This window comes from Enterobacter sp. BNK-14 (assembly GCF_047456095.1).
Taxonomy (GTDB): Bacteria; Pseudomonadota; Gammaproteobacteria; order Enterobacterales; family Enterobacteriaceae; genus Enterobacter; species Enterobacter kobei.
Genome location: NZ_CP179897.1, coordinates 2,071,204 through 2,095,929 on the forward strand (window position 1 = coordinate 2,071,204; position 24,726 = coordinate 2,095,929).

A 24,726-nucleotide genomic window follows, 5' to 3' on the forward strand; every position below is an offset into this window, starting at 1 on the left:
TGCTCATTTTTCCGCTCCGTCCTCGCGCGTAGAATACCCGGCATACTCTCAGTCACGAGGACAAATAATGAGCAACATTTTGATTATCAACGGCGCAAAAGAATTTGCGCACTCTAAAGGCCAACTGAATGACACCCTGACCGAGGTCGCGGATGGTTTCCTGCGCGACGCCGGGCATGATGTTAAGGTCGTGCGTGCGGACAGCGAGTATGACGTGAAGGCGGAAGTGCAGAACTTCCTGTGGGCCGACGTGGTGATTTGGCAGATGCCGGGCTGGTGGATGGGCGCACCGTGGACGGTGAAAAAGTACATGGACGACGTCTTCACCGAAGGTCACAGTTCACTGTATGCCAGCGACGGCCGCACCCGTTCAGACGCGTCGAAAAAATACGGTTCCGGCGGTCTGATTCAGGGCAAAAAATATATGCTTTCCCTGACCTGGAACGCTCCTCTGGAAGCCTTCACCGAAAAAGATCAGTTCTTTGAAGGCGTGGGCGTCGACGGTGCGTATCTGCCGTTCCACAAGGCGAACCAGTTCCTGGGGATGGATCCGCTGCCGACCTTTATCGTCAACGACGTGATTAAAATGCCGGACGTCCCGAGCTATATCGCAGAATATCGCAAGCATCTCGCGAAAATTTTTGCTTAACTGGTAGCCTGGAATTAAAGGAGTAGTAACCATGCTTACAGTAATCGCAGAAATCCGTACTCGTCCAGGTCAACATCACCGTCAGGCGGTGCTGGATCAGTTCGCGAAAATTATCCCAACCGTACTGAAAGAAGAAGGCTGCCACGGCTACGCGCCGATGGTGGACGCCGCTACTGACGCAAGCTTCCAGGCCACCGCGCCAGACTCCATTATCATGGTTGAGCAGTGGGAAACCGTCGCCCATCTTGAAGCGCATTTGCAGACCGCACATATGAAAGCGTGGAGCGATGCGGTGAAGGGTGACGTTTTGGAGACCCACATCCGTATTCTGGAGCAAGGGGTTTAAGTTCGTGGAATTTGCCGGGTGGCACTGCGTTTACCCGGCCTACAAAACCTGAACCGTAGGCCCGGTAAGCGTTAGCGCCACCGGGCTTTTTTAGCACCTTAAACCTCAACTGCTATGCTTATTCTGACTTCATGATTAACAGGAGGATGGAATGGGTCTTTTTAACTTCGTCAAAGAAGCAGGCGAAAAGCTGTGGGATAACCTGACCGATCATAAAGGCCAGGGCGACAAAATCACCGAGCACCTCAAGAAACTCAACATTCCCGGTTCAGACAAAGTCCAGGTTAACGTTACCGACGGCAAAGCCAGCGTAACGGGCGACGGGCTGACCCAGGAGCAGAAAGAGAAAATCCAGGTCGCCGTCGGGAACATCGCGGGCGTCAGCGAGGTGGAGAACAATATCACCGCGACCGATGCCAAAGATGAAGCCACCTACTACACGGTAAAATCCGGCGATACCCTGAGCGCTATCTCCAAAACCGTGTACGGCGATGCCAACCAGTACAACAAGATTTTCGAGGCCAATCGCCCGATGCTCTCCAGCCCGGATAAAATCTATCCGGGCCAGACGCTGCGTATTCCTAAAGCGTGATCCACGAGTCGGGGGGGACCCCCGACTGTTTTTAACTGCTTTTCTTCCCCGGCTTTAACCCACGATGCAACTCATTGATACGCTTCATCGACTTAATGGTGCGCTGCGGCTCGGTGGAGGCAACGGATAAAACAATCATCTCCAGACACAGCAGCACCGTGCCATGAAGCGGGATTTTACCCTTCTCTCCGCCACGCGGGACGTGGATCACCACGCTGGCCTCTTTACTGAATTGTGAGTCGGTGGCATTGGTCAGCAAAACGGTGGGGATCCCCAGGCGTTTCGCTTCGCGCAGCGTGGTTTGTCCTTCCCGATGCGCAGATTTTTGCGCCATCATGACCAGCACATCGCCGCGCTGGAGCCCAATCAACTGTTCCGCAAGCCCTATCCCGGTACGGTTGAGCGGCATGGCGGGGAGTCCCATCCGGCTGAACAATCTGGCGGTGTATTCGGCCAGAATCCCGGACGCGCCAATACCAAATAGGGCAACCTGCCTCGCCTGAGCCAGCAGTGAGACCGCCTGCGCCATCGCGAGGCGGTTGTGGGGTTCAGACAAGACGTTACAGGTATGCTGGTGCCCCTCCAGCACGAAATCAATGCTCGCATTGACGTCGCTGGTAAGCGTATTCACCGTGGTGGAGATCTTTTCGCTGGAGGTCACCACCGGACCAAACCACTGCTCCAGCGTCTGCTTGAGATCGCGCAATCCACCAAAACCGAGTGCCTGGATGGCGCGGACGACGGTGGCATCCGACGTTTTAAGCAGCGTCGCAATCTCCATCGCCGTCTGTTCCATCACCGCTTCACGATTTTCATTGATATAGCGCGCCACCAGCAGCAGCCGCGGCGTAAGCTGGTGCGCCCGCGAGCGGAGGCGGTCGCCGAAAACATCGACTTTTCGGCTCATCGTGACGCCTCCGGCAAAGGACGTCCGGCAATCTGCGACTGCACCTGCGCGGCCATGAGCCCTAACGAGGCGAACGAGTTCGAGATGGCCTCTTCGCGCGAAATCAGTACGTAGTGGCCGGTTCGGCAGGCATTCAGGAACTGGCACCAGCCGGGCATGACCGCATCCATCGCTGCCAGCTCATCCTGCGGTTTGCCGCCCGTATCCCCGCGCCAGGTAGCGAAAACGAAATCAGCATCCAGCTCCGGCAGCCGTTCAGCACTGACGTCAATCCGCCCGCCCTCCGGGATGGACTCAATCAGCGGCGGAAAGGTAAACCCGGCATCACGCAGGACGCGCCCCAGCGAATGGTAGCTGTGCATGGCGTTGATTTTCCCCTGATTAGCCTGAATCACCGACACGGTGATTTTGCGTGTGTCGATAGTCGCCTTCAGCGCCTTGATTTGTTCCTGATAGCGGCGTTCAAGAACCTTGAGCCGCGCCTGCGTGCCCGTCAGCTGCGCCAGTTTGCGGTAGATCTCCGGCGCGCCGCCGTCGAGATGATCGATACTCACCGTCGGGGCTATCTTTTCCAGCTGCTCCACCGGCGTGTTGCGGGTCGGCTCGGTAATGATCAGGTCCGGTTTTGCCGCGGCGATGGCCTCAATGTCGATATCGGCAGTGCCGATAAATTTGATGTCGGAATTATCGAAGTCGACGCCGGTCAACATGCCGCTGGACCGCAGAAAGTGGCTACCGTCCGGTCGCGTGCGGCCATGGCTCGCCACGGGCGGTACGCCAAGCTCAATCAGTGGAATGGTGATATCCAGATCGTGTAACGAGACGATCCGTTTCGGATGTACCGGTACCACCACTTTCCGGTTCAGATCGTCCGTAAACGTCTGGGTCGGCTCGGCCGCACTCACCGCAAAGCCTACCAGCAACAGCATCGCAAACAGTACGCGCATCATAGTCTCCTAAAATCTGTCCCGACGCTGCCAGAGCAGCAGCAGGAAAAAGGGTCCACCAATCAGTGAAATCACAATGCCCGCAGGCAGCTGCAGCGGGAGGAATGCCAGCCGCCCGACGTTATCCGCCAGCAGCACCAGCAACGCGCCCAGCACCGCGCTTCCCGTCAGGAGCGCGGTTTGCCCGCCGCGCAGCAGCAGGCGCGCCATATGTGGCGCAATAAGCCCGACAAAACCAATACTGCCCACGCAGGAGACGCAGGCCGCCGTCAGCACCACCGGGGCGAGAACGCGCAGCAGCGCCAGTCGGTTTGTGCGCACCCCCAGCCCCGCCGCCGCGTGGTTGCCGAGCAGCGCCACGTCGGCAGCGCGGGCGGTTAATAACAGCAGCGCAAATGCCGGAAGCGACCAGGCTGCCGCAATGCTGACCAGCGTCCAGTTTGCCGCGTGCAGGCTTCCCGCCAGCCATAGCATCGCCGTCTGCACGTCGCGCACGTCCGCCGTGGTCATAAAGACGCCCATTGCCGCGGCGAAGGCCCATGAAACGCCGATGCCGATCAGAATGAATCGTGGACGCGAAATATCACGCGCCAGGGCCACCACCAGCAGCGCAGTGAGTAGGCCTCCGGCTATGCCGACCAGCGGCCGCCAGCCTAGTCCCAGCGCCGGAAACTGAAAAATCAGCAGCAGTACCGCCGCGCTACAACCCTCTTTCACGCCGATAAGCCCCGGGTCCGCCAGGCCATTGCGGGTAATGGACTGCATTGCCGCGCCAGCCATGCCGAGCATCGCGCCGCACAGTACCGCCATCAGGAGGCGCGGCAGACGGATATCCATCACGATGTAGTGCGTCTCTGAGGTCAGGCTTTCGGGATAAAACAGTGCCCGCCCAATGGCGGATGCGGGAACGGGAAGCGAGCCGTGCGTCAGGCCAAAAGCGGTTAGCACGCAGGCCGCCAGCGTCAGGACGGCCAGGCACACCAGCGCTTTTGGACGAACCAGCGCCGAGAAAGCCCCCACGCGTAACGCGCGCAATCCAGCCCGGTTCATTTGAACATCCTTGCAGCCATGAAGATAAAGACGGGCGCGCCGACCAGGGCAGTCATGATGCCGGTTGCCAGCTCCCAGGGCGTAAACAGCGTGCGGGCAGCAATGTCCGCCAGCAGCAGAACCAGTGCCCCGCACAAGGCAGAGAGCGGCACCATCACGCGCAGATCGACCGACACCACACGGCGAATGAGCTGCGGCACCACAAGGCCGATAAAGCCAATCGGCCCGGCGAGGGAGACCGCCGCCCCGCAGAGTAGCGCGATAGAAAGCAGAGCGAGCAGGCGGGTTTTCAGCAGCGACACGCCCAGTCCCTGCGCCATCCTGTCGCCCATCGCCAGCATATTGAGCGAGGGCGATAACCCGAGCGCCAGCACAAACCCCATGGCCGCCACCCACAGGGCAGCGGCGATCGTTTCACCGCTAAGCCCTGCTAAATCTCCCGCCAGCCAGGTCCGCATAGCGAGCAGCGTCTGTTCATCCAGAATGAGCACCGTGGCGGTAATCGACGCGGCAAACGCCGACATCGCCACGCCGCACAGGGTCACCTTCATCGGCGTAAGTCCGGCGCGGCCGGACGAGGAGAACATCAGTACCAGCAGAAACAGCGCAGCGGCGCCAGCGGCGGCAATCAGCGGGCGTCCAAACGGCAGCGTGAGCCCAAGCGCGCTCGTCAGTACCACCGCCAGAGCCGCCCCGGCATTGAGCCCCAGAATATGCGGTTCGCCGAGCGGGTTGCGGATCACGGATTGCAGCAGCACGCCCGCGACGCCGAGGGCAGCACCTGTCACCATCGCGCCGCAGAGACGCAGCAGCCGCAGTTTGATAATGATGTTATGGTCGAAATTGCGCGGGTCGAAATGGAAGAAGGCCTCCACCACCGTCTTCGGGGCGATAAAGCGCGCACCGATACCCAGCTGTGCAATCGCGCCCATCGCCAGCAGCAAGGTGAAAAGCAGGAAAGCCAGAGAGGTGCGCATCATGGCTGTTCCGTGACCTGGCGGAACGGCATAAAGAACGGTTTGCCGGTCAGCGGATTGATGGACATATGCACGTCGACATCAAATACCGCTTTAATCAACGCCGGCGTGCAGACGTCGCCCTCATGTAACACGCCCTCCACTTTTCCCTGGCGTAAAAAGACCAGTGAATCACCATAATTCACGGCGAAGTTAAGGTCGTGCAGCACCACTACCACGGTACGTCCATGCGCGCGCGTCAGCGTATGCAGCAGTTCGAGGATTTCCACCTGGTAGCGGAGATCGAGGAAGGTGGTCGGTTCATCCAGCAGGATATACGGCGTCTGCTGCGCCAGCGCCATGGCGATCCAGCAGCGCTGACGCTGGCCGCCGGACAGGCTTTCGACGGGCATATGGGCAAACTCCGCCGTGCCGGTCAGGCGCAGCGCCTCTTCCACCGCCCGCTCATCTTCGTCGCTCCACTGGCGCATAAAATTCTGCCACGGGAAACGCCCGCGCGAGACCAGCTCGAAAACGGTTAACCCTTCCGGCAGCAGCGGCGACTGCGGCAGGATGCCAAGCTGGCGGGCGACCGCTTTCGTCGGCTGCGCGTGGATTGCCTTGCCGTCGAGAACAGCCGCGCCGCCCAGCGGCTGGAGTAAGCGCGCAATCGTACTCAGCAGCGTCGATTTTCCGCAGCCGTTCGCGCCCACCAGAACGGTTATTTTCTGCTGCGGGATCGCAAGGGAGATATCATCAACGATGATTTTTTTCTGGTAACCGGCAGAAAGATTCTCCAGAACCAGTCCCGGTTTTTGGGTGTTGTGAGCCACGTGAATGCCAACGTAATGAAAAACAGCAATAAATATAAATAAAAATCATTCTCTTTTGAGAGTTTGCCGCCGCGTCATGTAGTAGTCAAGTGAAGAAATACCCTTAAAAAACCAGGGGTAACGGGGCATTTACACGCGACACAAAACTCAAATAAGTATCTATTTTTCAATCAATTAAATGGTTAACCTTTTGTATTTCCGTCACGTTTCGCCTGTGTAGCCAATTTTTATCTTTTTTCATTTACTACTACATGCCTGCATGATTGAATGATTCTCAATTACATGTTCGATGCCGGTTCTGGCTAACGAGCAGACCATTAAGGGCAATGACTCACACATTCTTCCGTGAAGATGATTCACGGATATTTCGGGATAACAGATGTAATGGCTACGTTCACACCTTCACTCTCTGGGGTAAAAGGGCGCGCGCTCTTTTCTCTGCTGTTTATCGCACCGCTGGTAAAGGCCGCAGACGCTAATACGGCTAAAGACGGCGAAACGCTTACCGTTATCGCCGATCCCACTCCCGTGGCGGAGGCCACCAACGGCTACCAGCCGCTGAACACCTCCACCGCGACGCTGACCACCATGCCCATGCTGGATATCCCGCAGGTGGTGAATACCGTCAGCGATAAAGTGCTTGCGGATCAGCACGCTACCACGCTCGATGAAGCGCTGTATAACGTCAGCAACGTGGTTCAGACCAACACCCTGGGCGGTACGCAGGATGCCTTTGTACGCCGTGGATTTGGCGCGAACCGTGACGGCTCGATCATGACCAACGGTCTGCGTACCGTCCTGCCGCGTAGCTTCAACGCCGCTACCGAACGCGTGGAGGTGCTGAAAGGCCCGGCCTCAACGCTTTATGGCATTCTCGATCCGGGCGGCCTGATTAATGTCGTCACTAAACGCCCGGAGAAAACCTTCGGCGGCGCAATTTCTGCCACCTCCTCCAGCTTTGGCGGCGGCACCGGACAGGTTGACGTGACCGGCCCGATTGACGGGACCCGTCTGGCGTACCGCCTGACGGGGGAGTATCAGGACGAGGACTACTGGCGCAATTTCGGTAACGAACGCAGCACCTTTATCGCCCCCTCCCTGACCTGGTTTGGCGATGATGCCACGGTGACCGTGCTCTATTCCCACCGTGACTATAAAACGCCGTTCGATCGCGGCACGATCTTCGACCTCAACACCAAACAGCCGGTGAACGTCGATCGCAATACCCGTTTTGACGAGCCGTTTAACATCACTGACGGGCAGTCCGATCTCGCTCAGCTTAACGCGGAATACCGCCTTAATAGCCAGTGGACCGCGAAGTTCGACTACAGCTACAGCCAGGATAAATACAGCGATAACCAGGCCCGCGTGATGGCCTACGGTGCCAAAACCGGTAACCTCACCCGTCGCGTGGATGCGACCCAGGGCTCAACCCAGCGCATGCACAGCACCCGCGCGGATTTGCAGGGCAACGTGGATATCGCGGGCTTTTACAATGAGATCCTGACCGGCGTGTCGTATGAAAATTACGATCTGCTGCGTACGGACATGATGCGCTGTAAGAACGTCAAAGGTTTCAATATTTACCATCCGGTTTACGGCAAACTCGACAAGTGTACAACCGTCTCCGCCGCTGACAGCGACCAGACGCTGAAGCAGGAGAGTTACTCTGCCTACGCGCAGGATGCCCTGTACCTGACCGATAAATGGATCGCCGTCGCCGGGATGCGCTATCAGTATTACACCCAGTACGCCGGTAAAGGCCGTCCTTTCAACGTTAACACCGACAGTCGCGACGAACAGTGGACGCCAAAGCTGGGGCTGGTTTACAAACTCACGCCGTCCGTTTCGCTGTTTGCTAACTACTCCCAGACGTTTATGCCGCAGTCGTCCATTGCGAGCTATATTGGCGACCTGCCGCCGGAAACGTCGAATGCCTACGAAGTGGGCGCAAAGTTCGACCTGTTCGACGGGGTTACTGCCAACATCGCGCTGTTTGATATTCACAAACGCAACGTGCTGTATACCGAAAGCATCGGGGGCGAAACCATCGCCAAAACCGCGGGCCGCGTGCGTTCTCAGGGCGTAGAGGTGGATCTCGCCGGGTCGCTGACGGAGAACACCAACATTATCGCCAGCTACGGCTATACCGACGCGAAAGTGCTGGAAGACCCGGACTATGCGGGTAAACCGCTGCCAAACGTACCGCGCCATACCGGTTCCCTGTTCCTGACCTACGATATTCATAATGCGTTTGCCGGGAATACGCTGACCCTCGGCGGCGGCGGGCATGGCGTGAGCCGTCGCTCAGCGACCAACAGTGCGGATTATTATCTGCCGGGCTATTTCGTGGCGGATGCGTTTGCGGCGTACAAGATGAAGCTGCAGTATCCGGTGACGCTGCAGGTCAACGTGAAGAACCTGTTTGATAAGACCTACTACACGTCATCTATCGCGACCAATAATCTGGGCAACCAAATCGGCGATCCGCGTGAAGTGCAGTTTACGGTGAAGATGGAGTTTTGATGTAAAAAAGCCCGGTGGCGCTCACGCTTACCGGGCCTACGATCCATTCCCTCTCTCTGTGGGAGAGGGTTAGGGTGAGGGCATCAGGCCTCAATATCCGCCATATCACCCTTCTCCTGCAGCCAGTTACGTCGGTCTTCCGAACGTTTCTTGGCAAGGAGCATATCCATCATGGCATTCGTTTGCTGTTCGTCTTCGTCGCTGATGGTCAGCTGCACCAGACGGCGCGTATTCGGATCCAGCGTCGTTTCACGCAGCTGCATTGGGTTCATCTCACCCAGCCCTTTAAAGCGCTGGACGTTAGGCTTGCCCTTCTTACGCTTCAGCTGTTCCAGCACGCCCGCCTTCTCTTCTTCCGTCAGCGCGTAATAAACCTCTTTGCCGAGGTCGATACGGTACAGCGGCGGCAGCGCCACGTGGACGTGACCGTTTTTCACCAGCGTGCGGAAGTGCTTCACGAACAGCGCGCACAGCAGCGTGGCAATGTGCAGACCATCGGAGTCCGCATCCGCGAGGATACAGATCTTGCCGTAACGAAGCTGGCTCAGATCGTCGCTGTCAGGATCGATACCGATCGCTACGGAAATATCATGCACTTCCTGCGAAGCCAGCACTTCATCTGAAGAGACTTCCCAGGTGTTCAGGATCTTACCCTTAAGCGGCATGATCGCCTGATATTCACGATCGCGCGCCTGCTTGGCCGACCCGCCCGCCGAGTCCCCTTCCACGAGGAACAGCTCGGTACGGTTGAGGTCCTGTGCGGTACAGTCCGCCAGCTTGCCCGGCAGCGCAGGGCCGCTGGTCAGCTTTTTACGTACCACTTTCTTCGCCGCACGCAGACGGCGCTGGGCGCTGGAAATCGCCATTTCAGCCAGCATCTCTGCCGCCTGAACGTTCTGGTTCAGCCACAGGGTAAAGGCATCTTTCACCACGCCGGAGACGAACGCCGCACACTGACGTGACGACAGACGCTCTTTGGTCTGGCCGGCAAACTGCGGATCCTGCATCTTCACGGAGAGCACGTAGGCACAGCGATCCCAGATATCTTCCGCCGACAGCTTCACGCCGCGCGGCAGAATGTTGCGGTATTCGCAGAACTCGCGCATCGCATCCAGCAGGCCCTGACGCAGGCCGTTGACGTGCGTACCGCCAAGCATGGTTGGAATCAGGTTGACGTAGCTTTCCGTCAGCAGCTCGCCGCCTTCCGGCAGCCACAGCAGCGCCCAGTCCACCGCTTCGGTGTCACCGCTAAAGTTACCGACGAACGGTTTTTCCGGCAGCGTCGGCAGGCCGTTTACCGCTTCGCACAGATAGTCATTAAGACCATCGGCGTAGCACCAGGTCTGCTCGGTGTTGTTGACGTGATCGGTAAAGGTGATTTCTACGCCCGGACACAGCACCGCTTTCGCTTTCAGCAGGTGCGTCAGGCGAGAAACGGAAAAACGCGGGCTGTCGAAGAAGCTTTCGTCTGGCCAGAAGTGGACGCTGGTACCGGTGTTGCGTTTGCCGCACGTGCCGACAACCTGCAAATCCTGCACCTTTTCGCCGTTTTCAAACGCGATGTTATAGACCTGACCGTCGCGACGGACGTTCACTTCCACCCGTTTGGACAGGGCGTTAACCACGGAGATCCCCACGCCGTGCAAACCGCCGGAGAACTGGTAGTTTTTGTTGGAGAACTTACCGCCCGCGTGCAGACGACACAGGATCAGCTCAACGGCAGGCACGCCCTCTTCCGGGTGGATGTCCACCGGCATGCCGCGCCCGTCGTCGATAACTTCCAGCGACTGATCGGCATGCAGGATGACGTCAACGCGTTTGGCATGGCCCGCCAGCGCTTCGTCCACACTGTTATCAATAACTTCCTGGCCCAGGTGGTTTGGGCGCGTTGTATCGGTGTACATCCCCGGGCGGCGGCGAACCGGCTCAAGCCCGGTGAGGACCTCAATGGCATCAGCGTTATAGGTTTGCGTCATGATTTAAACTAGCAATTCGCATTGATTGTCAGTGGCTGTGCAGTCCAAGAAAATCGACAATCTGGGTGAAATGATTCTCAAAGCCCGTGAAAGCATGGTTTCCGCCTTCTTCTATAGTCTGGCGGCAGGATGCGTAATACGCCACTGCCTGGCGGTAATCCAGCACTTCATCACCCGTCTGTTGCAGCAGCCAGATGAGATCAGGCGCTTCAAGCGGGTCGACCTGCATAACTTTGAGATCGTAAATATGGCGTGACTCTAGCACATATTGCTGCCCGGTGTAGGGGTTCTCGTTTTCACCAAGAAAGTCCCTCAGCAGCTCAAATGGCCGTACCGCCGGATTCACCACAACGGCCGGCAGCATAAAGCATTGCGAGAGCCAGGTGGCGTAGTACCCGCCCAGCGATGAGCCGACCACACCAAACGATTCACCGCCGTGTTCAAGCACGATGGATTCGAGCATTTCCGCCGCCTCCGCCGGATAAGGCGGCAGCTGCGGGATAATCATCTCAACATGGGGGTGATGCTCGCTCAGCCACTGGCGAAACTGTGTCGCTTTTGCGGAGCGCGGCGAGCTGTTGAATCCGTGCAGATAAAGGAGCGTAGACATCAATAGCCTTCTGAAGCGGTATCTGGTCGGAATTGTGCGCCTGCCAGACGGCAGACTTCCGTGGTCAGCGTGCCGTCGGCATGCAGTTCCAGCCAGCGCCAGCCTGGCGCGATAGTATCCAGCGTAAAGTTGGCACAGTGCGGTTTAAACTGCACGCAGGTCGACGGCGTCGCCAGCATGCGGCGCCCGTTCCAGTCGAGATCCTGTTCCTGATGAATGTGTCCGCACAGCAGATGTTTCACGCGGGGGAACTTCGTCAGCACGCGATCCAGCGCGGCGGAGTTACGCAGGCTGTGTTGATCGAGCCAGCTGCAGCCCGCCGGGAGCGGATGATGATGCAGCAACAGCAGGGTATGACGTTCAGGTTCGGCAGCCAGTTTGGTCTCCAGCCAGTCGAGTTGAAACTCGCTTAACTCACCGTGCGGGACGCCAAATACCTGGCTGTCCAGCAGCAGGATCTGCCACTTTTCACCCGCAAAAACACACTTCGCCGGAGAAATCCCCGCGTCCTGAAGGGAGCTGTACATCGCGGGCTGGAAATCGTGGTTTCCCGGCAGCCAGACGCAAGGCACGCTAAAGCTCGCGATGCCTTCAGCAAAATGCTGGTAGGCCGCGGAGGATTGGTCCTGCGCCAGATCGCCTGTTGCAACTATCAGATCGCAGTCGCGATGTTCAGCGTGAATGGCGCTAAGTACTGCCTGATAGCTCTCCCAGGTATTCACCCCGAGCAGCGTCTCATGCTTTTCGGCAAAAAGGTGGGTATCGGTGATTTGTAATATCCTGACTGGCGCCCCACCAGCAACAGTCAGGTTCAACAGGCTTTCCAAATGGTGTCCTTAGGTAGGTTTATGACGCTAACAAACCGGAATCGCCATTGCTCCATGTGCTAAACAATATCTTAGCCAGTCGGCTAAAAACTGGTTAATTTGATGCTTTTCGTCGCGTTGATGCAACTTTTTATTCGGGTAATCATACCGCGCCTTGAAGCGAAAGATCTGCTGACTCGAACACACTTCAGCGACCATCGCATCATGATAGAGGCGCACCGTCATTGACGGCAGGCTCCAGTAGCTAATGCTGGGCGCCGTTTGTTCAATTTCGACCAGCGTAGTGTAGCGCGTTGATTCTGTTATCGTTAACCGATACTGCGCATTGCTCACCTGATAGCTTACCGTTTCGCCGGGTGCGTCATTTCTCGGCAGCAGGCGGCGCAATTGTGCGAAATTGGTTTCGCACAGGCGCATCATTTCTGGGAAGTCAGGTGTATAGCGCTTCATTTTTTCCACTCGTTTCGTAATGTCTGATAATGCAGTTGCAGCCATTGCAGGGCAATGACAGACGCTGCGTTGTCGATTTTCCCCTCTTCTACCCACTGATAAGCCTGTTCCCGGCTCACCACATGAACCCGAATATCTTCGTTTTCATCAGCCAGACCGTGGATCCCTTCCGCCGTCGTGGCGTCCACTTCGCCCACCATGATGGACAAGCGCTCGCTGGTGCCCCCCGGGCTCGCCAGATAACTCAACACCGGTTTTGTACGACCAACCACCAGCCCGGCCTCTTCCAGCGCCTCGCGGCGGGCGACGTCTTCAACCGTCTCGCCCTCTTCGATCATCCCGGCCACCATCTCCAGCAGCCACGGGCTCTCACTGACGTCATACGCGGCGATGCGGATCTGCTCCACCAGCACAACTTCGTCACGCACTGGGTCAAAGGGTAGCAAGACAGCCGCATGCCCGCGCTCAAAAATTTCGCGTCTGATTTCGCCGCTCATTTCACCGTTAAACAGGCGATGCCTGAAACGGTAAAGATCCATTGAAAAAAAACCGCTATAAAGCGTTTCTCGTGCAATAATTTCTACATCGTTTTTGGCGAATGTCACGGGCAACTTTTCTGGTTTTTGCATGAGTCGAGTCCTGGTAGCAATGGTGATGAAATTGTGAATTTCAAGGCTGTTTGGCTGCCGTTTGTAAGGCTATATGGTAGATTGGTGCAAATTACCGCCAGATGGCACGTAACGCCAACCTTTTGGTGTGGATGATTCTGTTAGAATCGGCAATTATTTTTTAATTAGATCAGCGCTAATACTGCTTCACAACAAGGAATGCAAATGAAGAAATTGCTCCCCATCCTTATCGGCCTGAGCCTGACGGGCTTCAGTGCAATGAGCCAGGCGGAAAACCTGTTACAGGTCTACCAGCAGGCACGTCTGGGCAACCCTGATTTACGTAAATCAGCGGCCGATCGTGATGCTGCGTTTGAAAAGATTAACGAAGCGCGTAGCCCACTGCTGCCGCAGTTAGGTTTAGGTGCAGATTATACCTACAGCAACGGTTTCCGCGACGCTAACGGCGTTAACTCCAATGCTACCAGCGCCTCACTGCAATTAACACAGACGCTGTTTGATATGTCCAAATGGCGTGCCCTGACCCTGCAGGAAAAGAGCGCGGGTATTCAGGACGTCACCTATCAGACCGATCAGCAGACGCTGATCCTGAACACGGCCACCGCGTATTTCAACGTGCTGAGCGCCATCGACGCGCTCTCCTACACTGAAGCGCAGAAACAGGCGATTTACCGTCAGTTGGATCAAACCACCCAGCGCTTCAACGTGGGTCTGGTGGCGATCACCGACGTACAGAACGCCCGTTCACAGTACGACACCGTGCTGGCTAACGAAGTGACCGCGCGTAACAACCTCGACAACGCGCTGGAAGCGCTGCGTCAGGTCACCGGCAATTACTATCCTGAGCTGGCCTCTCTGAACGTGGACAGCTTTAAGACGGATAAACCGCAGGCGGTTAACGCGCTGCTGAAAGAGGCGGAAAACCGCAACCTGAGCTTGCTGCAGGCGCGTCTGAGCCAGGATCTGGCCCGCGAGCAAATTCGTCAGGCGCAGGACGGTCACCTGCCAACCCTGAGCCTGAGCGCGTCTACCGGCGTCTCTGATACCAGCTACAGCGGCTCTAAAACCAATACGTCACAGTATGACGACAGCAATATGGGCCAGAACAAAGTGGGCCTGAGCTTCTCCCTGCCGCTGTACCAGGGGGGTCAGGTTAACTCGCAGGTGAAACAGGCGCAGTACAACTTTGTTGGCGCGAGCGAGCAGCTGGAAAGCGCGCACCGCAACGTGGTGCAGACCGTTCGCTCTTCCTTCAACAACGTGAACGCCTCTATCAGCAGCATCAACGCCTATAAACAGGCCGTGGTGTCTGCACAGAGCTCCCTGGACGCGATGGAAGCCGGTTACTCCGTGGGTACACGTACGATTGTTGACGTGCTCGACGCGACCACCACGCTGTACAACGCGAAACAGCAGCTCTCCAGCGCACGTTACCAGTACCTGATTAACCAGCTGAACATCAAACAGGCTCTGGGTACGCTGAACGAGCAGGATCTGCAGATGCTGAACAGCACGTTGGGCAAACCGGTTTCAACGTCGCCAGAAAGCGTCGCGCCTGAGAACCCGGATCAGGTTGCCGCCGTTGATAACTTCAACGCTAACGGTAGCACCCCTGCGGCACAGCCAGCCGCCGCGCGTAGCACGGCCCCCGCAAGCAGCGGTTCTAACCCGTTCCGTCATTAAGCATTGCCCGATGGCGCTTCGCTTATCGGGCCTACTTAATCGTAGGCCGGGTAAGCGAAGCGCCACCCGGCGCAAAATCACACCCGAACGTAAGCCAACGTAAAGATCCCCCTGATTCCGCCCCTCTTCGCTTCATTTTCAACCACTCATCCTCTATCCTGAGCGTTATTACCACTGGGTCCTGGAAGACAAATATGAAACGGACAAAAACGATTAATCACGCGTCGTTCCGCAAAAGCTGGAATGCGCGCCACCTCACGCCTGTTGCGCTGGCGGTTACGGCTGTCTTTATGCTGGCAGGCTGTGAGAAAAACGACGAAACGGTTTCGCTGTATCAAAACGCAGATGACTGTTCCGCTGCAACCGGTCAGGCCGCAGAATGTAAGACGGCGTACACCAACGCGCTGAAAGAAGCGGAACGCACTGCGCCGAAGTATGCCTCACGTGAAGACTGTGTGGCGGAGTTTGGTGAAGGCCAGTGCCAGCAGACGCCAGCTCAGGCAGGTATGGCGCCGGAAAATCAGGCGCAGGCGCAGTCCAGCGGCAGCTTCTGGATGCCATTAATGGCAGGTTACATGATGGGCCGCCTGATGGGTGGCGGCGCGGGTTACCAGCAGCAGCCGCTGTTTAGCTCGAAAAACCCGGCCAGCCCGGCCTATGGTCAATATACCGATGCCAGCGGCAAAGGCTACGGCGCAGCAACCCCGGGCCGTACCGTGACCGTTCCGAAAACCGCAATGGCGCCGAAACCTGCGACCACCAACACCATCACTCGCGGTGGGTTTGGTGAGTCTGTGGCGAAACAGACCAGCATGCAGCGCAGTGCGTCAGGCACCTCTAGTCGCTCAATGGGCGGCTGATCATGGAACGAGTCAGTATTACCGAACGCCCGGACTGGCGCGAAAAAGCGACCGAGTACGGGTTTAACTTCCACACCATGTACGGGGAACCGTACTGGTGTGAAGATGCTTACTACAAGCTCACGCTCGCTCAGGTGGAAAAGCTTGAAGACGTGACCGCAGAACTGCACCAGATGTGCCTGAAAGTGGTGGAGAAAGTCATCGACAGCGACGAGCTGATGACCAAATTCCGCATTCCAAAGCACACCTGGAGCTTTGTTCGTCAGTCATGGAAAACGAATCAGCCTTCGCTCTACTCTCGCCTCGATCTGGCATGGGACGGCGTGGGCGAGCCTAAGCTTCTGGAAAACAACGCGGATACGCCAACCTCTCTGTACGAGGCGGCATTCTTCCAGTGGATTTGGCTGGAAGATCAGATGAACGCCGGAAACCTGCCGGAAGGCAGCGACCAGTTCAACAGCCTGCAGGAGAAGCTTATCGCGCGTTTCGCCGAGCTGCGCGAGCAGTTTGGCTTCAACCTGCTGCACCTCGCCTGCTGCCGCGACACGGAAGAAGACCGTGGAACGGTGCAGTATCTGCAGGACTGTGCCGCCGAAGCCGACGTGGCGACTGAATTCCTTTATATCGAAGATATCGGTTTGGGAGAAAAAGGTCAGTTTACGGATATGCAGGATCAGGTGATCAGCAACCTCTTCAAGCTCTATCCGTGGGAATACATGCTGCGCGAAATGTTCTCCACCAAGCTGGAAGATGCGGGCGTGCGCTGGCTGGAGCCGGCATGGAAAAGCATTATCTCTAACAAAGCTCTGCTGCCGATGCTGTGGGAAATGTTCCCGAACCACCCAAACCTGCTGCCAGCGTATTTTGCTGAAGATGATTTCCCGCCGATGGAGAAATACGTCGTTAAGCCGATTTTCTCCCGCGAAGGCGCGAACGTGTCGATTATCGAAAACGGCAAAACGGTGGAAGCGGTTGAAGGACCGTACGGCGAAGAAGGGATGATCGTCCAGGCATTCTATCAACTGCCGAAGTTTGGCGACAGCTATACGCTGATTGGCAGCTGGCTGATTAACGACCAGCCCGCCGGGATTGGCATTCGCGAAGATCGCGCGCTTATCACGCAGGATCTGTCACGGTTCTATCCGCATATTTTTGTGGAGTAAGATCTGCCGGGTGGCGGCTTCGCCTGACCCGGCCTACGGTTTTGTAGGCCCGGTAAGCGTAGCGCCACCGGGCATGTTTTCACCCTACCTGCACCGACAGCATACTCAAACTACCCATCTCAATACCATCGACCGGGAGTGTCACCGGCTCCTGACCATCCCACGCGCCAAGAACGTACAGCAGCGGCAGGAAGTGTTCCGGCGTCGGGTTAGAGAGCGAACCGCCTTCGTGATCCAGATAGTTCACTAACGGGTGCTCTTCACCCGGTCCCTGCCAGGTCAGATTGGCTTTCACGTAATCGTTGAAAGCAGTAGCCCACGGGTACGGCGTATTTTCACCGTGCCAGCGTGCCGTGCGCAGGTTATGCACCACGTTGCCGCTCGCCACCAGCATGATGCCTTCGTCACGCAGCGTCGCCAGCTTACGCCCCATTTCCAGATGCCAGGCTGCCGGTTTGGTGCTGTCGATGCTGAGCTGCACCATCGGGATATCCGCATCAGGATACATTTTAATCAGCACGCCCCACGAGCCGTGGTCAAAACCCCAGGCCTCTTTATCCAGCGCTACAGGAACAGGCGCCAGCAGTTCGACCAGACGTTCTGCCAGTGCAGGCGAGCCCGGTGCCGGATAGTGCGTGTCATAAAGGGCCTGCGGGAAGCCGCCAAAATCATGTATGGTTTTTGGCGTTTCCATGGCGGTCACGCCCGTTCCCCGGGTGAACCAGTGTGCAGATACCACCACAATCGCTTTCGGCCGCGGCAACGTCTCCCCCAGCTGACGCCAGGCGCGGGTATAGACGTTGTCTTCGAGAACATTCATTGGGCTTCCGTGGCCTATAAACAGGGCGGGCATACGGGAAGAAGTCATGATGATATCCTTACAGAAGGTGTTAATTTAATGGTGCTACATTACGCGCAATCTGGCGCAGATGAACGCAGATAAGCATGAAGATCATCATCAGGAAATTTGAACATCCGGAACAACTTAAGAAAAGATGAATGTCAGCGATGGGATTGAGCCTGGTTCTGCGCCAGGCAGCAGGCATCGGCGGTGGCAAACATACTAAAAATTAATAAATTCAATGAAAAAATAGTACTCACTGATAGTCTCTTTTTTTTACACGTATTTTTACATTTATTTATTTCCTGAAAGTCAACTTTTAAATAAGACATAATTATCGCTAATATGACCATTATTTCACGCGACTGAAAAATCCATTTTTCGCTGTTAATCCGATACTAAAGATCACTTCAGATTATATTTTAATGTTGACTACATTTATTTTTAAGAGCAATTAATCGCACTCACTCTTTTTTCACAGGTATAATCTCATGGTAATTTTCTGAAAATTAATATTCAGAGTATGAATTCATTGGAAAAGGATATTTTCATGCATGCAGGTAAAAAAGCACTGTTAGCCGTTGCGATGGCAACAATTGTCTCTGGTTCAGCATTTGCCGCCGATCAGGGCTCCGGGAAAATTAAATTTAAAGGCGTTGTTATTGACGCGCCTTGCAGCATTGCACCAGACAGCGTTGATAAAGAGGTGGATCTCGGTGAAGTGACCACCGCCGTCATCAATGCAAACAAGAAGTCCACCCCCGTTGCGGTAGATATTAACCTGCAGAACTGCGTTCTGTCAGATCCCGACGATGAGACGGCGACGCCAATAACCAAAGTGGAAGTGACGTTCAGCAGCACCGCCACCTACGCATCAGATACCAGCCTTCTGAGCAACACCTATGCAAGCGGTGCTGAAAACGTCGGTGTCCGTCTGCTGGACAACGACGAAGCAAACATCACCCTTGGCTCGGCAAAAACGGTGGATCTGCTGCCTAATTCAGACACCCAGACGCTGCACTTTAAAGCGCGCATGGAAGTGCCAACAGGTACCACTGCCACCGCGGGCCAGGTTGAAGCTAACGCCAACTATGTGCTGATGTATAAATAACGATTAAACATGATCCGTTATACCGACTGGTGATGTTTACCAGTCGGCTTTTTTATTTATTCGAGTAACAGAATGATGAAAAATAAATCACAATCGATAATCATCATTACTGCCATCTTGCTTGCGCACGCCGCCTCTGCCACTGAATTTAATATTAATGCTATCGATAAAGATTTACGGTCGGGCATTGATCTTTCTCGCTTTAAAGAAGAGACGTCCGTTACGCCAGGACGTTATTTTGTCACCGTCGCGATCAACGATATTCCACTGGCAAACGGCTGGGAACTGACCTGGAAAGAGGTTGATAACAAAGCCGAAGTCTGTATTCCCGCAGAACTGGCAGACACCTTTGGCCTGCAGGACACTATTCGTAAGACCCTAACGCTTAAACAGGGCTGCGTGGATTTTACCCCGCAGGCGGATATTAAATTCCGCTTCGAGCAATCAACCCAAACGCTGCACGTCACCGTACCTCAGGCCATGATGCAATTTCGTCCGAACGACTGGATGCCCCCCTCCACCTGGGACAACGGCGTGGCCGGCGTGCTGCTGGACTACAACCTCTTTGCCAGCCATTATCAGCCACAGGAAGGTAGCAGCACGGATAACGCGAACGCCTACGGTACCGCAGGTGCCAACCTGGGTGCATGGCGTCTACGTAGCGATTATCAGTACAATCAAACGCATGCCGAGGGAGGGTCAACCCATAACGGCCGCTTCTCACGCGTCTATATGTTCCGTCCTCTGCCGACGCTTGGCGCGAAACTGACGCTGGGTGAGACAGACTTTCAGTCCGCTATCTTTGATGCCTTTACCTATACCGGGGCGTCGCTGATCAGCGATGAGCGCATGCTGCCCTGGTCTCTTCGCGGCTATGCACCGCAAATCGCCGGGATTGCGCAAACTAATGCCACCGTCACGGTGAGTCTCGCTGACCGCGTGATTTATCAAACTAAGGTGCCACCCGGCCCGTTTGTCATTCAGGATTTGAACCAATCCGTCCAGGGCACGCTGGACGTTAAAATTACCGAAGACGACGGCCGCGTGAGCACGTTTCAGGTGTCCGCCGCCTCCGTGCCCTTCCTGACGCGCAAGGGCCAGGTTCGCTACAAGCTTGCCGTGGGCAAACCCCGCGAAGATGCATCGCATGCCCTTGAAGACAGTGCCTTTATGAGCGGCGAGTTCTCGTGGGGCCTGTTCTCCAATACCTCACTGTACGGCGGCACGCTCGCCGATGGCGATAATTATCGCTCCATCGCAGCGGGCATCGGGCAAAACCTCGCGCTGATCGGGGCCCTCTCCTTCGATGTGACTCAGGCGACCAGCCAGCTCCCGAACAAGCCCTCTCAGACGGGTTACAGCTATCGCTTCAACTACAGCAAACGCTTTGATACCACGGGAAGCCAGCTTACCCTGGCCAGCTACCGCTACTCCGACCCGCAGTTCCTCAGCTACGCACGCTTCCTGGACAGCGAAAATAATGACAGCCAGTCGGAAAAACAGACGTTTAGCATCACGGCCAGCCAGTACATTCCCGCGCTGTCACTCAATCTCTACCTTAGCCTGCTCCGGCAAACCTGGTGGGACGAAGCGCCATCCAATACGGGCAGCCTGACCGCGGGGTATAACTTCGATCTGGGCCGCTGGAAAAACCTTGGCGTTTCGGCATCGTTCAGCAAAACCCACTATCAAGATCGTGAGGACGACAATCAGTTTTACCTGTCTCTCAGCGTGCCGCTAGATCCTGACCATCGCCTCAGCTATGACCTGCGCAACAGCGACAACCTGAGCCAGACCCTCTCGTGGTACGACACCTCTGATAAGAACAACACCTGGGGCGTTTCTGCCGGTACCGAAAGTCAGCAGACCGATGCAGGCGCGCAGTTCAGCGGAAACTACCAGCACTACTCCCCGCTCGGCGATCTCAACGTTTCCGGAAGTTATAAGGCGAATGACTACAGCTCCCTCAGCGCCAGCTGGAATGGGTCATTCACCGGTACGGCAAAAGGCATGGCCCTGCACCGCCGCAGCTACGGCAACGAACCGCGTGTCATGGTGAGCACGGACGGCATCAGCAATATTCCGCTAAACATGTCGCGTGACCAGACCAACGCTTTCGGGATCGGGGTGCTTCCTTCATTCTCCAGCTACTCACCGTCAAGCGTGCAGGTCAATCTGAACGATCTCCCCGAAGGCGTAGACGTGGATAACCGCGTCATGACCTCGACCTGGACAGAAGGGGCCATCGGCTACCGCCAGATCGCCACCCGGGCAGGAAATGATGTTCTGGGCATCCTGCGAACCGCATCAGGCATGCCGCCGCTGGGCGCGCGCGTCCAGATGGCGGATAGCGGTAAAGACGTGGGTATCGTCGCCGACGAGGGCCATGTCTGGCTGGGTGCCGTACAGCCCGAGCAGCAATTCCTGGTAACCTGGGGCGACGCCAGCCAGTGTCGCTTCACGCTACCTTCACACCTCACTAACCTTTCGCAGCTTATGCTGCCGTGTCAGTAAATTATGATGAAACTCACTCCACTGAAAAGCCTGTGCCTGATGTTGATCGGTACAGCATTCGCCAGCCAGGCGGCCATTAATCTGGATCGTACCCGCATCGTCTTTCCCGAAACCGACAAGGCCAGCAGCCTGAAGGTCGATAACCAGAGCAAAACGCTCCCCTATCTTGCGCTCTCCTGGATCGAAGACGAAAACGGTCGTAAGGAAGACAGCCACTTTATGGCGCTTCCTCCGATCCAGCGCATTGAACCCGGATCGTCATCCCAGGTCAGGATCGTGAAGCAGGCGGCCACCAACGCGCTGCCAAAAGATCGGGAATCGCTCTTCTACTTCAACCTGCGCGAAGTGCCACCAAAAAGCGCCAGCCTCGACGATGATCGCAGCGTCATGCAGGTCGCCATGCAGAGCCGTATCAAGCTGTTCTGGCGCCCGAAGGCTATCGTGAAAAAAGCAGGCGATCGTTCTGAAATGCGCATGGAGGTGACGGCAACGGCAAAAGGGCTGACAATTCATAACCCTACACCTTATTACCTCACCCTCGCCTGGCTAAGCAAAAATGGTAAAACCATGCTGCCCGGCTTTGACAGCCTGATGCTGGCACCCTTTGCCAGCGCCTCTGTCACCACCGGTGGCTATCACGGCAGCTATTACAGCATTGGTTATATCGACGATTACGGCGCACTGCGAAAGCTTGACGCGACCTGTCAGGGGACGTCGACCTGCCAACTTAAGGATGCGAAGGCCACAAGCGATGCGAAAGCTCACTAATGTTTTGATCGCGATGCTGCTGGCGCTGCTGCCCTTAAAAGCCGCGCTGGCGCTCGATTGCTATCTGGGCGCTCAGGGCGGCCCGGTGGAAGAGACAAAAACGATCAGTCCGTTTGCTATCCCCAGCAATGCACAGGTGGGGCAAAAGATCTGGGAATCTGACGACATTAAAATCCCGGTCACCTGTAACCACGATGTGGCCGGCAGCTTCGAAAAAGAGGACGTCTATGCCTGGGTCAACCCCTATCCAGCCGCTTCCGACCCTTACTACGAGCTGGGGGTCACCTATGAAGGCATGGATTATGACGCGACGGGGCAGCCAAACGGCGTAGATACCCGCCAGTGCCTTGATAATAACAACATCACCATGTACACCCCGGAACAAATCAAGCAAATGGGGTGGGAGAACCGACTATGCTCAGGCAATGCCAATGATATTCACACCACGCGCACGTTCATTGCCCGACTGCGCCTTTACGTTCGTATTAAGGCCGTTCCGCCGCATGGCTACAAAAGTTCGCTGGAGGACTACGTCGTGGTGCAGTTTGACGGAAAAGGCGGGGTTAACCAGATGGCCGATGCAAAAAACCTCAAGTACCACATTAACGGGTTAGAAAATATTACCGTCCTCGACTGCGGCGCAACCTTCAGTATTTATCCTGAGAACCAGGAGATAGATTTCGGTACCTTCAGTGCTCGCGACATCGTGAATCAGCAAACGCGCAACCGCACCTTTACGGTTAAAACCACGAAAGTGCAGGACGCCCAGTGTTCAGATGGCTTTAAAATGGACTCATCGTTTTACACGACGGAGTCGCTCTCCGAAAACGATACTGCCCTGTTGATTGGAAATGGCTTAAAGCTACGTATCCTCAATGGAACCCAGCCTTATACCTTCAACCACTACGAAGAGTATGCGGATTTCACCGGGAGTACATTGAACTATGAACAAACCTATACCGCGGAGCTCTCCCCCGACGCGGGAAAAGCCATTAAGTCAGGTCCGTTCGAAACGGTGGTGCTGTTTAAAATTAACTACCACTAGCCACAAAAAAGCCGGGTTTCCCCGGCTTTTTCACATCAGCGGTTTCAGCTGGCTTTGCGCTCGTGCGCCTGGCGGTACTCCACCAGATCTTCAATCGTGACTACCGGCATGTTGTGCAGACGCGCAAAGGTAATGCACTCCGGCGCGCGCGCCATGGTGCCATCATCGTTGGTCAATTCACACAGCACGCCAGCAGGTTTAAAGCCTGCCAGGGTCACCAGATCGATAGTCGCTTCGGTATGACCACCACGGGTCAGCACGCCGCCCGGCTGCGCACGCAGCGGGAAGACGTGGCCAGGACGGTGCAGATCGGAGGGTTTCGCCCCATCCGCAATGGCTGCACGCACGGTGGTCAAACGGTCAGCCGCCGACACACCAGTGGTCACGCCATGCGCGGCTTCAATGGTCACTGTAAAACCGGTCCCGAAGGCGCTGGTGTTGTTTTCAACCATCATTGGCAGATCAAGCTGCTGGCGGCGTTCTTCGTTGATACACAGGCATACGATGCCGCTACCGTGACGGATGGTCAGCGCCATCTGCTCAACGGTCATGTTTTCGGCAGCGAAAATCATGTCGCCTTCGTTTTCACGGTTTTCATCGTCAAGCACCATCACACCGCGGCCTTCGCGCAGCGCATCCAGTGCATGTTCAACACGTTGAATTGAAGTGCCAAAAGAGGAAAGTAGCGTCTGATTCATGGTAAAAAAACCTCATTAACATTATGGTTACCAGAATCAGGGCAGTCTTAGGAGCGCCAACAAGCGGCAAAAAGATAACGTGAGCGGGCCCATGCCCGACTGGATCGTTACTCTCTCCCATCCGGACTCTAACCGTCGGCCCCGGAATTACACCGGATCTGCTGACCTTTGAGTAGTCACCCAAAGCGCTCGCGGGCTTTCAGCGTGAAGCTGATTTACCGCCGGTGGGGAATTTCGCCCCGCCCTGAGAATAAGCGAGATAACTATAACGCTATTGATTATGCTGGGCAATGCATAAGCATCAAACAATTTTGTTTACCCCGGGCATGACGCGCTACAATGGACACTGACACCTTTCCATCAAGGGAAACGACAATGATTGACCCAAAGAAAATTGAGCAAATTGCGCGTCAGGTTCATGAATCCATGCCAAAAGGCATTCGTGAATTTGGTGATGACGTTGAGAAGAAAATCCGCCAGACGCTGCAGGCGCAGTTGGTTCGCCTTGATTTAGTTAGCCGCGAAGAGTTCGACGTGCAGACGCAGGTTCTGCTGCGCACCCGCGAGAAGCTGGCGCTGCTGGAACAGCGTCTGAGCGAGCTGGAAAACCGCAACGCGCCGGATGAAGTGAAGCCGGCACCGGCGATTCCACCGGTGGATGATCAGGCATAAGTGCGGCCTGTTGTGCCCGGTGGCGCTTCGCTTACCGGGCCTACATGATCGCGGCGCAGCCGCCACGCGACAT

General features: G+C 56.1%; 24 protein-coding genes and 1 riboswitch. Of the genes, 12 read left to right on the forward strand and 12 right to left on the reverse strand.

Translation table 11 applies throughout. The annotated features are described in order from the left end of the window. Positions 1 to 67: 67 nt before the first annotated feature. The 3 genes from ACMGGM_RS09845 to lysM all read left to right on the forward strand — a co-directional run bounded on the left by ACMGGM_RS09845 (position 68) and on the right by lysM (position 1,587). Positions 68 to 649 (forward strand): NAD(P)H-dependent oxidoreductase, encoded by a 582-nt coding sequence (locus ACMGGM_RS09845; RefSeq protein ID WP_063614114.1) that lies wholly within the window; start codon positions 68 to 70, stop codon positions 647 to 649. Positions 650 to 680: 31 nt separating this feature from the next. After that, on the forward strand, positions 681 to 995 hold the full coding sequence (locus tag ACMGGM_RS09850; protein ID WP_008502984.1) for a putative quinol monooxygenase: 315 nt from the start codon (positions 681 to 683) through the stop codon (positions 993 to 995). Positions 996 to 1,146: 151 nt separating this feature from the next. Then, positions 1,147 to 1,587 carry a peptidoglycan-binding protein LysM gene (gene lysM / locus ACMGGM_RS09855; RefSeq protein WP_014885249.1) on the forward strand — a complete coding sequence of 147 codons (441 nt, stop codon included), beginning with the start codon at positions 1,147 to 1,149 and terminating at the stop codon, positions 1,585 to 1,587. A 31-nt stretch (positions 1,588 to 1,618) separates the two neighbouring features. Here the strand turns inward: lysM and ACMGGM_RS09860 are convergent, their stop codons facing one another. Genes ACMGGM_RS09860 through ACMGGM_RS09880 form a run of 5 tightly spaced genes read right to left on the reverse strand, consistent with a single transcriptional unit; the run spans position 1,619 to position 6,280 of the window. Beyond that, positions 1,619 to 2,494, reverse strand: a complete 876-nt coding sequence (locus ACMGGM_RS09860) for a MurR/RpiR family transcriptional regulator (protein WP_063943574.1) — start codon at positions 2,492 to 2,494, stop codon at positions 1,619 to 1,621. Beyond that, positions 2,491 to 3,441, reverse strand: a complete 951-nt coding sequence (locus ACMGGM_RS09865) for an iron-siderophore ABC transporter substrate-binding protein (protein ID WP_045134850.1) — start codon at positions 3,439 to 3,441, stop codon at positions 2,491 to 2,493. The genes ACMGGM_RS09860 and ACMGGM_RS09865 overlap by 4 nt, the downstream gene beginning before the upstream one ends. A 9-nt stretch (positions 3,442 to 3,450) precedes the next feature. Then, positions 3,451 to 4,491, reverse strand: a complete 1,041-nt coding sequence (locus tag ACMGGM_RS09870) for a FecCD family ABC transporter permease (protein WP_047344514.1) — start codon at positions 4,489 to 4,491, stop codon at positions 3,451 to 3,453. Further along, positions 4,488 to 5,471 carry a FecCD family ABC transporter permease gene (locus tag ACMGGM_RS09875; protein ID WP_063943572.1) on the reverse strand — a complete coding sequence of 328 codons (984 nt, stop codon included), beginning with the start codon at positions 5,469 to 5,471 and terminating at the stop codon, positions 4,488 to 4,490. The genes ACMGGM_RS09870 and ACMGGM_RS09875 overlap by 4 nt, the downstream gene beginning before the upstream one ends. Then, positions 5,468 to 6,280 carry an ABC transporter ATP-binding protein gene (locus ACMGGM_RS09880; RefSeq protein ID WP_023331315.1) on the reverse strand — a complete coding sequence of 271 codons (813 nt, stop codon included), beginning with the start codon at positions 6,278 to 6,280 and terminating at the stop codon, positions 5,468 to 5,470. The genes ACMGGM_RS09875 and ACMGGM_RS09880 overlap by 4 nt, the downstream gene beginning before the upstream one ends. Positions 6,281 to 6,664: 384 nt before the next feature. Between ACMGGM_RS09880 and ACMGGM_RS09885 the strand changes: the two genes are divergently transcribed. After that, a complete protein-coding gene (locus ACMGGM_RS09885; RefSeq protein WP_063943570.1) occupies positions 6,665 to 8,806 on the forward strand; it encodes a TonB-dependent siderophore receptor in 2,142 nt (713 codons plus the stop codon). Positions 8,807 to 8,889: 83 nt separating this feature from the next. On the opposite strand, the gene parE is transcribed toward ACMGGM_RS09885, so the two are convergent. The 5 genes from parE to nudF are packed head-to-tail and all read right to left on the reverse strand — an operon-like array spanning position 8,890 to position 13,298. Then, entirely contained in the window at positions 8,890 to 10,782 is a 1,893-nt protein-coding gene (parE, locus tag ACMGGM_RS09890; protein ID WP_014885256.1) for a DNA topoisomerase IV subunit B, read from the reverse strand. A gap of 28 nt (positions 10,783 to 10,810) precedes the next feature. Next, a complete protein-coding gene (yqiA, locus tag ACMGGM_RS09895) occupies positions 10,811 to 11,392 on the reverse strand; it encodes an esterase YqiA (protein WP_023331317.1) in 582 nt (193 codons plus the stop codon). Further along, on the reverse strand, positions 11,392 to 12,219 hold the full coding sequence (gene cpdA, locus ACMGGM_RS09900; RefSeq protein WP_014885258.1) for a 3',5'-cyclic-AMP phosphodiesterase: 828 nt from the start codon (positions 12,217 to 12,219) through the stop codon (positions 11,392 to 11,394). The genes yqiA and cpdA overlap by 1 nt, the downstream gene beginning before the upstream one ends. Positions 12,220 to 12,246: 27 nt before the next feature. Further along, entirely contained in the window at positions 12,247 to 12,669 is a 423-nt protein-coding gene (locus ACMGGM_RS09905; RefSeq protein WP_003862516.1) for a DUF1249 family protein, read from the reverse strand. Next, positions 12,666 to 13,298 (reverse strand): ADP-ribose diphosphatase, encoded by a 633-nt coding sequence (gene nudF, locus ACMGGM_RS09910; RefSeq protein WP_008502974.1) that lies wholly within the window; start codon positions 13,296 to 13,298, stop codon positions 12,666 to 12,668. The genes ACMGGM_RS09905 and nudF overlap by 4 nt, the downstream gene beginning before the upstream one ends. A 198-nt stretch (positions 13,299 to 13,496) precedes the next feature. Between nudF and tolC the strand changes: the two genes are divergently transcribed. The 3 genes from tolC (at position 13,497) to ACMGGM_RS09925 (ending at position 17,004) form a co-directional block, all read left to right on the forward strand. Beyond that, on the forward strand, positions 13,497 to 14,981 hold the full coding sequence (tolC, locus tag ACMGGM_RS09915) for an outer membrane channel protein TolC (protein ID WP_086527700.1): 1,485 nt from the start codon (positions 13,497 to 13,499) through the stop codon (positions 14,979 to 14,981). Positions 14,982 to 15,175: 194 nt separating this feature from the next. Continuing rightward, positions 15,176 to 15,841, forward strand: a complete 666-nt coding sequence (locus tag ACMGGM_RS09920) for a DUF1190 family protein (protein WP_014885260.1) — start codon at positions 15,176 to 15,178, stop codon at positions 15,839 to 15,841. A gap of 2 nt (positions 15,842 to 15,843) precedes the next feature. Further along, positions 15,844 to 17,004: a glutathionylspermidine synthase family protein gene (locus ACMGGM_RS09925; protein WP_023331320.1), complete on the forward strand. Its 1,161-nt coding sequence runs from the start codon at positions 15,844 to 15,846 to the stop codon at positions 17,002 to 17,004. Between the two features lie 79 nt (positions 17,005 to 17,083). On the opposite strand, the gene ygiD is transcribed toward ACMGGM_RS09925, so the two are convergent. Next, positions 17,084 to 17,872 carry a 4,5-DOPA dioxygenase extradiol gene (gene ygiD / locus ACMGGM_RS09930; protein WP_014885262.1) on the reverse strand — a complete coding sequence of 263 codons (789 nt, stop codon included), beginning with the start codon at positions 17,870 to 17,872 and terminating at the stop codon, positions 17,084 to 17,086. A gap of 523 nt (positions 17,873 to 18,395) precedes the next feature. Here ygiD and ACMGGM_RS09935 point away from each other — a divergent pair. The 4 genes from ACMGGM_RS09935 (at position 18,396) to ACMGGM_RS09950 (ending at position 23,283) form a co-directional block, all read left to right on the forward strand. Further along, entirely contained in the window at positions 18,396 to 18,956 is a 561-nt protein-coding gene (locus ACMGGM_RS09935) for a fimbrial protein (RefSeq protein ID WP_014885263.1), read from the forward strand. Positions 18,957 to 19,031: 75 nt separating this feature from the next. Beyond that, on the forward strand, positions 19,032 to 21,470 hold the full coding sequence (locus ACMGGM_RS09940; RefSeq protein ID WP_059373178.1) for a fimbria/pilus outer membrane usher protein: 2,439 nt from the start codon (positions 19,032 to 19,034) through the stop codon (positions 21,468 to 21,470). A gap of 6 nt (positions 21,471 to 21,476) precedes the next feature. After that, positions 21,477 to 22,238: a molecular chaperone gene (locus ACMGGM_RS09945; protein WP_059373176.1), complete on the forward strand. Its 762-nt coding sequence runs from the start codon at positions 21,477 to 21,479 to the stop codon at positions 22,236 to 22,238. After that, the gene (locus tag ACMGGM_RS09950; RefSeq protein WP_414149170.1) at positions 22,222 to 23,283 is read left to right on the forward strand and encodes a type 1 fimbrial protein; all 1,062 of its coding nucleotides are present in this window, start codon (positions 22,222 to 22,224) and stop codon (positions 23,281 to 23,283) included. The genes ACMGGM_RS09945 and ACMGGM_RS09950 overlap by 17 nt, the downstream gene beginning before the upstream one ends. Positions 23,284 to 23,327: 44 nt before the next feature. Here the strand turns inward: ACMGGM_RS09950 and ribB are convergent, their stop codons facing one another. After that, positions 23,328 to 23,981, reverse strand: a complete 654-nt coding sequence (gene ribB / locus ACMGGM_RS09955) for a 3,4-dihydroxy-2-butanone-4-phosphate synthase (RefSeq protein ID WP_014885267.1) — start codon at positions 23,979 to 23,981, stop codon at positions 23,328 to 23,330. 105 nt (positions 23,982 to 24,086) lie between these two features. Next, positions 24,087 to 24,237, reverse strand: a riboswitch (FMN riboswitch). 119 nt (positions 24,238 to 24,356) lie between these two features. On the opposite strand from ribB, the gene ubiK reads away from it, so the two are divergent. After that, a complete protein-coding gene (ubiK, locus tag ACMGGM_RS09960; protein ID WP_045281433.1) occupies positions 24,357 to 24,653 on the forward strand; it encodes a ubiquinone biosynthesis accessory factor UbiK in 297 nt (98 codons plus the stop codon). Positions 24,654 to 24,726 lie beyond the last annotated feature (73 nt).